Genomic DNA, 8446 nt, shown 5'->3' with positions numbered 1-8446 from the left:
CGCGCCTCACGTTCGGCGGCGCGTCGCGCCAGACGTTCAGTGCGGGCGCGATGCCGCGCGCGCGCGGCCCAGGCGGACTGCAGGCGTTGCCGGGTGTCCAGCAGCAGCTGCGATTGCGCCGGAGTGAGCGTGGCATCGCCCGCAGTGGCGGCGTAGTCCATCAGGCCGGCGCGCACGGCGCCGTCCAGGTCATCGGCCAGCACCAGATCCAGCAACTGCTGCGGTGAAATGGGGGAAGCGGACATCGGTAGCGGCTCAGCGGTTGTTGAACGCCGGCTTGCGGCGTTCCAGGAACGCGCCGGTGCCTTCGCGCATGTCCGCGGTGGAGAACATCAGCCCGAACTGCGCGCTTTCATATTCCAGGCCTTCACTGATCGCGCATTCCCCGCCGATGTTGATCGTATCGAGGATGCCGCGCAGTGCCAGCGGCGCCGCGTTGGCCAGCTGCGCGGCCATTTTCAGGGTTTCCGTTTCCAGCTCGGCGGCAGGCACCACGCGGTTGACCAGCCCCAGCTGCAGGGCACGGGCGGCATCGATCGGCGCGCCGAGCAGGCACAGTTCCAGTGCGGCGGCGCGACCGGCCAGACGCACCAGCCGCTGGGTGCCGCCAAACCCCGGGATCAGGCCGAGGTTGATTTCCGGCTGGCCCACTTTGGCGCTGTCGGCGGCGATACGCAGATGGCAGGCCATGGCCAGCTCCATGCCGCCGCCCAGCGCGAACCCGTTGACCATCGCGATCACCGGCTTGGGCAGGCGCTCGATGCGACGCATCAGCTGCTGGCCCAACAGCGAAAAGTCGCGGCCCTGCACCGGGCTGAGGGTGGTCATTTCGGCGATATCGGCGCCGGCCACGAACGCCTTGCCGCCGGCGCCGGTCAACACCACCACGCGTACCGCGTCATCGGCCGCGGCGTCGGCGAAGGCCGCATCCAGTGCTTGCAGGGTCTGCCGGTTCAACGCATTGAGTTTTTCCGGGCGCTGGACGGTGATCGTGCGGATCGCGTCGGCGGTGCGGAGGGAAACCGGGGCGTCGGACATGCGTGAAACTCCTGAAAACGTTAAAAAAAAGTGAGTATTGAACTCTTTGAACCGTTGCCTGTCACAGCACAGGTCGTTAGTGGCGGTCTGCCGTTGCCGCGGCTATCCTAACTCGTCGCCTCAGGCGGCATGATCGCCTTGAGCCACCACCCCTGGAGAATTGTTTGATGAAGTTGCGTGCAATCGCGGTCGCCGTCGCGGCCCTGGCCCTGACGGGCAATGCCTTCGCCCAGGACATCGCGTCCGAAAAGGGCAAGTTGAGTTATTACTTCGGATACGACTACGGCAACAACCTGGCCGAACTGACCGGGCGCGGTGAGCAGCTGGACATCAACTCGGTGGTGAAGGGCTTGCAGGACGCCTACGCCAAGAAGCAGCCGGCAGTCACCGCCGAGCAGCTGAAGCCGGCCGTTGAAGCGTTCCAGAAGCGCGAGCAGGGCCGTGCCCAGGCCGCCAAGGCCGAGTACGAAAAGGCCGCCGCCGAGAACAAGGCCAAGAGCGACCAGTTCATGGCCGCCAACAAGGCCAAGGCGGGCGTGCAGACGCTGGCCAGCGGCGTGCAGTACCGCGTGATTGAAGCCGGCAAGGGCGCCAAGCCGACCCAGGCCAGCACCGTGGCACTGGAAGTGGCCGGCCCGTTCCCGTACGGCCAGCATCCGGCCGAAGCACGTCCGGCCCAGCAGATCCCGGCCATCAAGGTCAGCGAAGTGGAGATGCAGGCCATGCGTGACACGCTGCTGCAGATGCCGGCCGGCTCGAAGTGGGAAGTGACGTTGCCGCCGGAGAAGGCCTATGGTGCCGATCCGCGTACGCCGTTCCCGCCGAACGTGGCCGTGCAGTTCGAGATCAAGCTGGTCAGCGTCAAGTAACAGCTGTTTCCAGCGGTTTTTCCAGATTGCGCCGGGGTCCAGTACGCCGGCGCAATTTTTTTGTCTGGCGTTGCCCGCCAGGTCACGCCCGCGCAGGCGTGGCCTGGCTGAAACCGGTCTGCGCAGGTTCTGGCACGCTTGCCGGCTTCGGCTGGCGCACAATAGGGCGGACTCCAGTTGGTGTTGTCTCTGATGGATTTTGGTCACCGCGCCGTACTCAGCCCCTGTATCGGCCTCTGTTCGCTGGACCGCAACGGCTTGTGCGAGGGGTGTTTCCGCACGGGTGACGAGATTGCGCGCTGGACCCGGATGAGCGACGCCGAGCGCCTGCATTTCATGGACGCGGTGTTGCCCGCGCGGGAGCACGGCGCCACTCCGTTTGTTGAAGCGCTGCGGGGGCGCGAGCGGCTGGTGCGCTCGCTCAATCCGTTGGCGCAGGTGCCGTCCGGCCCGGGCTGGAACTATCCGGAGCTGGCCGCTCTGTTGCCGCCGACCCCGCCGGCCGAAGCCGCGGTACTGGTCGGGCTGATCCCGCGCCCGATGGGAACCCAGGTGCTGCTGACGCGGCGCACCGAGGCGCTGCGCCATCACGGCGGACAGGTGGGGTTTCCGGGTGGCCGGATCGATCCGGGAGATGACGACCCGGTGGCGGCGGCGATCCGCGAGAGCGACGAGGAAATCGCGCTGCAGAACAACCAGCTGCAGGCGTTGGGGTATCTGGATCCATACGTGACCATCACCCGTTTCCGGGTGATTCCGGTGGTGGCGGTGATCGACCCGGCCTTCGTGGCGGTACCGCAGCCGGCCGAGGTGGCCGAGGTGTTCGAGGTGCCGCTGGACTTCCTGATGGACCCGGCCAACCTGCGGCGGATCGAGATGGAATATCAGGGCCGCGTGCACCACGTGCTCGAATACACTTGGCCCGGGCAGCGTATCTGGGGGGCGACCGCGGCCATCCTGTACAACCTGCGCCACCGCCTGGAGCAAACCCGATGACTACCGCAGTCCCTGGCTGGACCACGCTGATCGATGCTGCCGGCCTGGCCGATGCCCTGGCCGCCGCCGATGCGCGCCCGCTCGATGCACGTGCCAACGCCGTGCCGCGACTGGTGGATGTCCGGTTCTCGCTGGGCGATCCGCAGGCCGGTGCGCAAGCCTATGCCCGGGGCCATCTGCCCGGCGCGGTGTATGCCGACCTCAACCGGGACCTGGCCGACCTGTCCAAGCCCGGGCACGGACGGCATCCGCTGCCCGACAGTGCCGCGTTTGCCGCGCGTCTGGGTCAATGGGGAATCGCGGTCGACACCCCCGTGGTGGTGTATGACGGCGGCGATGGCAGCATGGCGGCCGCGCGTCTGTGGTGGCTGTTGAAATTGATCGGACACCCGCAGGTGGCGGTGCTCGATGGCGGCCTGGCGGCATGGCAGGCCGCCGGCTTGCCGCTGACCACGGCGCTGCCGGACATCACGCCGTTGCCGCCGTATCCGGGGCAGTTCGATGAACGCCGGATCGTGCGCGCCGAGGAAATTTCCGCGCGCCTGTCGCACGCTCCGGGCTGGCTGCTCGACGCCCGCGCCGGCGAGCGCTTCCGTGGCGAAGTGGAGCCGCTCGATCCCGTGGCCGGGCATGTGCCCGGCGCGGTGAACCGGCCCTTCGGACTGAATGTGCATGAGGGCCGGTTTCGCCAGTCCGCCGAATTGCGCGCCGAATTGCAGCCGCTGCTGGGAGGCTGTGCGCCCGAACAGGTGGTGCTGATGTGCGGATCCGGCGTGACCGCCTGCCATCTGCTGCTGGCGCTGGAACATGCCGGGTTGGTGGGGGCGCGGGTCTATGCCGACTCGTGGAGCGGCTGGATCAGCGATCCCTCGCGGCCGGTGGCCCGCGGCTGAGTCCGGCGCATGCGAGCAGCGCGGACGGCAACCGGCAATGGTCACCGGGAATTGCGCGACACGGGCGGGACTGGGCGTATGGGGCTGCGGCGATGGATCATCGGCATCGCCGTGCTGCTGGTCATCGGGTGTGACGGGCGTCGGTCGGGTGCGTCCGACGACAGCAACGCCGCCCCCTCGCCGCAGGTCTACGCGCGTGAAATCGAACAGTGGCGGATGCAGCGGCTGGCCCGCTTGCGCGCGGCCGATGGCTGGTTGAGCTACACCGGGTCCGGACGGCTGAAGCCGGGCCGCTATCGGGTGGGAAGTGGCAGCGGCAACCAGCTGGTATTGCCTGGTGGACCTGCACGACTGGGGGAACTTGTTCTCGATCCTGACGGGCGCGCGCGCTTCACCGCCGTTGCCGGCTCCGGCGCCACGTTCGAGGGCCGGCCGTTGGCGCAGGTTGAATTGCAGCCGGCCATTGCCGGTGGCGCGCAAGCGAGCAGCATCATGCTTGGCGCCGCGGAGTTCTACCTGGTCCGCACCGGCGCGGTCACGGGCTGGCGCTATCGGGATCCCGGCTCGATCCGGCGCCGCACCTTCAGCGGCATCGAGCATTTCCCGGTCCAGCCGCACTGGCGGGTGGTGGCGCAATGGCATGCGTTTCCCACTCCGCGGGAGCTGATGTTGCTGACCTCCATCGGTACCCCGCAGGCCGTAACCTCCCCGGGCGAGGCCGTATTCGAGATGGAAGGACGCACCCACCGGCTGCTGCCGTTGCAGCTGGAGCGGGCACAGGGAGGCCCACAGCTGTTCTTCCTGTTCTCCGACCGCACCAGCGGCAAGGAGACCTATGGCGGGGCGCGCTATCTGTTCGCGGAGATGGCCCGCGACGGCCGCGTGGTGCTGGATTTCAACCGCGCCGAAAACCCGCCCTGCGCGCTGACACCGCATGTGGTGTGCCCGATTGCGCCACCGGCCAACCGGCTGGATCTGGCAGTGACCGCCGGTGAAAAACGCTATCTCGCCGGGAAGTGACGGCGTGTACCGCGGCTAGCGCGGCAACGGCTGCAACGGCATTGCCGCCAGCACCCGCGGCCACGGAAACAGCGGCCCGGGATCGCGCTTGCGCGACACCTGTTGCTGCGGGTCATCGCTGGCCGCTTCCAGCGTGGTGTCCAGCGCGTCGTGGCCGGCGATCCAGCGCAGCGACGGTACCGCCTGCGCCAGCCACTGCAGCAGTGCCAGCAGCGCGGCGATCTGGGCGTCGGGATAGGCCTCGTCCATGGCCTGGTGGCGCGAATCCAGCCAGTGCGGATAACGGCCGCGGTTGACCAGCTCGATGCCGATCGAGCGCGGGTTGTAGCCACGCACATGGTGGGCCACCCGCGACAGCGCCACGTACTGTTGCACGCTGCCATCGCGGTCGAGGTAGTAATGACCGCTGTTGCCGGTGCCGCTGCCATACCGCACGCGTTCGCCATACGCGCGGGCCATTGCCAGGTCCGGCAGCTCGGTGCAGTGGATCACCACCAGATCGATGGCGGACAACGCCCGCGCTTCCAGCTTCTCCTCATAGGGCAGCGGAACGTGGACGATGGGCGGCGGGATCGGATGCATCGGTGGATGCTAGCATCCGGAAGATGACCCGCTATTTCCCCGACAGTTCACGATGAGCCGTGGCCACTGCATCCTCTCCCATGGTTTCGAGAGTGGCCCGGACGCGATCAAAGTCACCGCGCTGGCCGACGTGGCGCAGCGGCTGGGCTGGACCGTGCAACGCCCCGACTACACCGATCTGGATGCCAGGCACGGGATCAGCAGTGTCGGCGACGTGCCCGCGCGGCTGCAGCGGCTGATCGACCTGGCCACCGTGGCGGCGGTTGACGGTCCGGTGGTATTGGCCGGCTCCAGCCTGGGCTCGTATATTTCGGCGATCGCCTCGCTGCAGGTGCCGACCCGCGCGCTGTTCCTGATGGTGCCGCCGACCGCGATGGGGCCGATGCCGGCGCTGGACGCGGCCAAGGTGCCGATCAGCGTGGTCCATGCCTGGCATGACGAGCTGATTCCCGCCGCGCAGGTGGTCGCCTGGGCCCAGGCCCGGTCGGCGCGGCTGCTGCTGCTCGACGACAGCCATCGGCTCGGCGCCCATGTCGACACCTGCGCGCGCGCCTTCGAAGAGCTGCTGCGCACGCTGTAGCCGCGCGCCGGCCGCGCGGGGTGAGGGCGGCGGCGGCCCCAGTTGCCTACAATAGCGGCCATGGCCGCAGGCCCGGAACCGCTCCGGTGCCGCCGGTGTGCCCCCTTTCCTGAAAATCGACCCGATCCCGTGAAATTCTTTGTTTCCTGTGCCAAAGGCCTGGAGTACCTGCTTGCCGACGAACTGTTGGCGCTGGGCCTGAGCAAGGCCACCGCCACCATCTCCGGGGTCAACTGCGAAGGCGAACTGCGCGATGCGCAGCGCATCGTGCTGTGGTCGCGCCTGGCCAGCCGCGTGTTGTGGCCGCTGACCGAATTCGCGTGCCCGGACGAGGGTTCGCTGTACCAGGGCGTGTCCGCCATGCCCTGGCACCAGCACCTCAACCCCGGGCTGACCTTGTCGGTGGACGCCCACGTGTCCGGTACCGAGATCACCCACGCGCGCTTCGCCGCGCAGCGGGTCAAGGACGGCGTGGTCGACAGCCTGCGCTCACAGGGGCTTGAACGGCCGTCGGTGAACACCGAGTTCCCGGACGTGCGCATCAACCTGTCGCTGCGCAAGGGCCGCGCCACGATCTCGATCGATCTGGGGGGCGGTCCGATGCACCGGCGCGGTTGGCGCATGGCGCAGAACGAGGCGCCGTTGAAGGAAAACCTGGCCGCGGCGGTGCTGCTGCGGGCCAACTGGCCGAAGATCCACGCCGAAGGCGGCGGCCTGCTCGACCCGATGTGCGGGAGCGGCACGCTGCTGATCGAAGGCGCGCTGATGGCCGCCGACGTCGCTCCGGGCCTGCAGCGCCACGGCAGCCTTCCGCCCAGCCGCTGGCTGGGCTTCGACCGTGACGCCTGGAACACCCTGCTGGCCGAAGCGCGTGAGCGCGAGGCGGCAGGTCGCGCGGCACTGAAACAGGTGATCCGCGGCAGCGACAACGATCCGCATGCGATCCGCGCCGCCAGGGAAAACGCCGAAGTGGCCGGAGTGGCCGAGGCGATCTGGTTCGGGGTGCGCGACGTGGTCGATCTGCAGGTGCCGCCGCAGGCGACCGGCTGCGTGGTCTGCAACCCGCCGTACGACGAGCGCTTGGCCGCGGACAACGCGTTGTACCGCCAGCTGGGTGATGCGCTGAAACGCGCGGTGCCGCAGTGGCGGGCCAGTCTGCTGTGCGGCAGTGCCGATCTGGCCTTCGCCACCGGCCTGCGCGCCGCCAAGAAATACCAGCTGTTCAATGGCGCGATCGAATGCGCGCTGATCGTCTGCGATCCGATCGCAGTGCCGCAGCGCGAGAACGCCGGCCCGCCGCGTGAGCTCAGTGAAGGCGCGCAGATGGTGGCCAACCGCCTGCGCAAGAACCTCAAGAAGTTCAAGAGCTGGCTCAGCCGCGAGCAGATCACCTGCTACCGCGTCTACGATGCCGATCTGCCCGAATACGCCGCGGCCATCGACGTCTACCAGGAGGACGGCGGCAAGGCCCGCACCTTCCTGCACGTGCAGGAATACGCGGCCCCGGCGACCATTCCCGAGGCCGATGTGCGGCGGCGTCGCAACGAGCTGCTGCTGGCCGCGCGTGAAGTGTTCCAGGTGCCGGCCGAGCAGGTCGCGCTGAAGTCGCGCGAACGCGGCAAGGGCGGCAGCAAGTACGGTCGCTTCGAGCAGCGCGGCGAATTCGTGCTGGTGCGCGAGAACGTTGCGCTGCTGCGGGTGAACCTGTTCGATTATCTGGACACCGGGCTGTTCCTCGACCATCGCCCGCTGCGCTGGCACATGGCCCAGGAGGCCATCAACAAGCGCTTCCTCAACCTGTTCTGCTACACCGGCGTGGCCAGTGTGCAGGCGGCGGTGGCCGGTGCGGCCACGACCACCAGCGTCGACCTGTCCGGTACCTACCTGCAATGGTGCGCCGACAACCTGGCCTTGAACGGCAAAGGGGGCAGCGCGCACCAGTTGATCCAGGCCGATGCCCTGGCCTGGCTGGAAGCCGAGCGCCACCGCTTCGACGTGATCTTCTGCGATCCGCCGACCTTCTCCAACTCCGCGCGCGCCGAGGACTTCGACGTGCAGCGCGAACACGTGCGTCTGCTGCGCGCGGCCGTGGCGCGCTTGAGCCCGGAGGGCGTGCTGTATTTCTCGAACAATTTCCGTCGCTTCAAGCTGGACGAGGAGGCGATCAGGGAATTCGCCGAGTGCCGCGAGATTTCGGCCGAGACCATCGGGCCGGACTTCGCGCGTAACGGGCGCATCCACCGTGCGTGGGAGCTGCGCCGCTACGGGGCGTGAGTCGAAGGCCCGGCGCCGGCGTGGACCCGCTCGCCCCCGCGCGCAGCGGCGGCAGGCTCCGGTGACCGGGTTTTCCAGGCTGCCCGTTTCCGGGCGGCCGAAGGTCTGGCCATTTCATGACGCCACTTGGCGTACCGCAACGCTCCGGATCGGCTGCGCCATCGATCACGGTGCCGCGGCTGGCCGGGGCGCGC

8 protein-coding genes and 1 pseudogene are annotated in these 8446 nt (G+C 68.4%); 6 read left to right on the top strand and 3 right to left on the bottom strand.

Annotated features, from left to right (window positions below; all coding sequences use genetic code 11):
• Both QZH66_RS05765 and QZH66_RS05760 read right to left on the bottom strand, forming a co-directional pair.
• Positions 1 to 245 (bottom strand): annotated as a pseudogene (locus QZH66_RS05765) (hypothetical protein); the annotation flags it as partial.
• Positions 246 to 255: 10 nt separating this feature from the next.
• Positions 256 to 1038 (bottom strand): enoyl-CoA hydratase-related protein, encoded by a 783-nt coding sequence (locus QZH66_RS05760; protein WP_305804993.1) that lies wholly within the window; start codon positions 1036 to 1038, stop codon positions 256 to 258.
• Positions 1039 to 1205: 167 nt separating this feature from the next.
• On the opposite strand from QZH66_RS05760, the gene QZH66_RS05755 reads away from it, so the two are divergent.
• The 4 genes from QZH66_RS05755 (at position 1206) to QZH66_RS05740 (ending at position 4816) form a co-directional block, all read left to right on the top strand.
• On the top strand, positions 1206 to 1907 hold the full coding sequence (locus tag QZH66_RS05755; protein ID WP_305804992.1) for an FKBP-type peptidyl-prolyl cis-trans isomerase N-terminal domain-containing protein: 702 nt from the start codon (positions 1206 to 1208) through the stop codon (positions 1905 to 1907).
• Positions 1908 to 2099: 192 nt separating this feature from the next.
• On the top strand, positions 2100 to 2903 hold the full coding sequence (locus QZH66_RS05750) for a DUF1289 domain-containing protein (RefSeq protein ID WP_305804991.1): 804 nt from the start codon (positions 2100 to 2102) through the stop codon (positions 2901 to 2903).
• Positions 2900 to 3796 (top strand): sulfurtransferase, encoded by an 897-nt coding sequence (locus QZH66_RS05745; RefSeq protein WP_305804990.1) that lies wholly within the window; start codon positions 2900 to 2902, stop codon positions 3794 to 3796. The genes QZH66_RS05750 and QZH66_RS05745 overlap by 4 nt, the downstream gene beginning before the upstream one ends.
• 78 nt (positions 3797 to 3874) lie before the next feature.
• Positions 3875 to 4816, top strand: a complete 942-nt coding sequence (locus tag QZH66_RS05740; protein WP_305804989.1) for a DUF1684 domain-containing protein — start codon at positions 3875 to 3877, stop codon at positions 4814 to 4816.
• A 15-nt stretch (positions 4817 to 4831) separates the two neighbouring features.
• Here QZH66_RS05740 and QZH66_RS05735 read toward each other — a convergent pair whose 3' ends face one another.
• Positions 4832 to 5398, bottom strand: a complete 567-nt coding sequence (locus QZH66_RS05735; protein ID WP_305804988.1) for an N-acetylmuramoyl-L-alanine amidase — start codon at positions 5396 to 5398, stop codon at positions 4832 to 4834.
• A 52-nt stretch (positions 5399 to 5450) separates the two neighbouring features.
• On the opposite strand from QZH66_RS05735, the gene QZH66_RS05730 reads away from it, so the two are divergent.
• On the top strand, positions 5451 to 5978 hold the full coding sequence (locus QZH66_RS05730) for a hypothetical protein (protein WP_305804987.1): 528 nt from the start codon (positions 5451 to 5453) through the stop codon (positions 5976 to 5978).
• 129 nt (positions 5979 to 6107) lie between these two features.
• Positions 6108 to 8252 carry a bifunctional 23S rRNA (guanine(2069)-N(7))-methyltransferase RlmK/23S rRNA (guanine(2445)-N(2))-methyltransferase RlmL gene (gene rlmKL, locus QZH66_RS05725; protein ID WP_305804986.1) on the top strand — a complete coding sequence of 715 codons (2145 nt, stop codon included), beginning with the start codon at positions 6108 to 6110 and terminating at the stop codon, positions 8250 to 8252.
• Positions 8253 to 8446: the final 194 nt, after the last annotated feature.

Source organism: Stenotrophomonas sp. YIM B06876 (genome assembly GCF_030711595.1).
GTDB lineage: Bacteria > Pseudomonadota > Gammaproteobacteria > Xanthomonadales > Xanthomonadaceae > Stenotrophomonas.
Note: the sequence above shows the minus strand (reverse complement) of the source record. Positions and strands in the feature narration are given on the sequence as shown.